The 667-nt window shown below is 57.1% G+C and carries 1 protein-coding gene; it reads right to left on the reverse strand.

Annotated elements, in window-relative coordinates; all coding sequences use genetic code 11:
• Positions 1–280 (reverse strand): hypothetical protein (locus EZI54_RS24005; protein ID WP_131484354.1); only part of this gene is annotated, 280 nt, incomplete at its 3' end.
• Positions 281–667: the final 387 nt, after the last annotated feature.

Genomic DNA, 667 nt, shown 5'->3' on the forward strand with positions numbered 1-667 from the left:
TCGCCCTGGATTCCGTGAACAGTTCAAAACCAGGCCCATAGCGGCTGGCGAGCACAAGTCGCCCTTCCTGCAGGTCGTCCAGCAGCTTGCGTTTCTGGGTGTCGGTCAGGTTGCCGCTTTGCGAAAAATCCGCATCCGGCGGCAAGTCGATATGGTGGCCCTGGTAGCCCCGGGTGAAATAATCCCGGGCGACATCCACGGCATTAGACGGATGCAACAACCTGGGCAGTATGGCTTCGGTAAAGCCATAGCCGCCCGTTACGTAGAGCTCGTAGGACATTGCGACTGCTTCCTTGTCCTGTGTGTCCTTGGGTCCTTTTTAAAGCACTGGGAATGCTATGGCGTTGTTAGCGGGATGGCAAGTGGAAAGGATGAGGTAAGCAGACGCCTCGAGGAAAATCTCAGATTTGCCTGCAACGGGCATTTCAGCGCTTGCCCCTTCATTCTCTGGGCAGCAAAAGGCAAGACTTGACCCCGCGCATTCGCCGGCGTGCTGGGCTTCGGCGGCATCGCTGGTACCGCAGCGGGCTTCGCCAAGATCTGAGGTGGACCCGATCAGTTGGACAACCTGATGGTGTCACTAAGCTATGATCCGGTTGTTTCCCTGGCTCAGGCTAGCCAAGGCTATCGGTTGCCCGTAGTACACCTCATCGGGCGTTTGATACTC

It is taken from the genome of Marinobacter halodurans (genome assembly GCF_004327985.1).
Taxonomy (GTDB): domain Bacteria; phylum Pseudomonadota; class Gammaproteobacteria; order Pseudomonadales; family Oleiphilaceae; genus Marinobacter_A; species Marinobacter_A halodurans.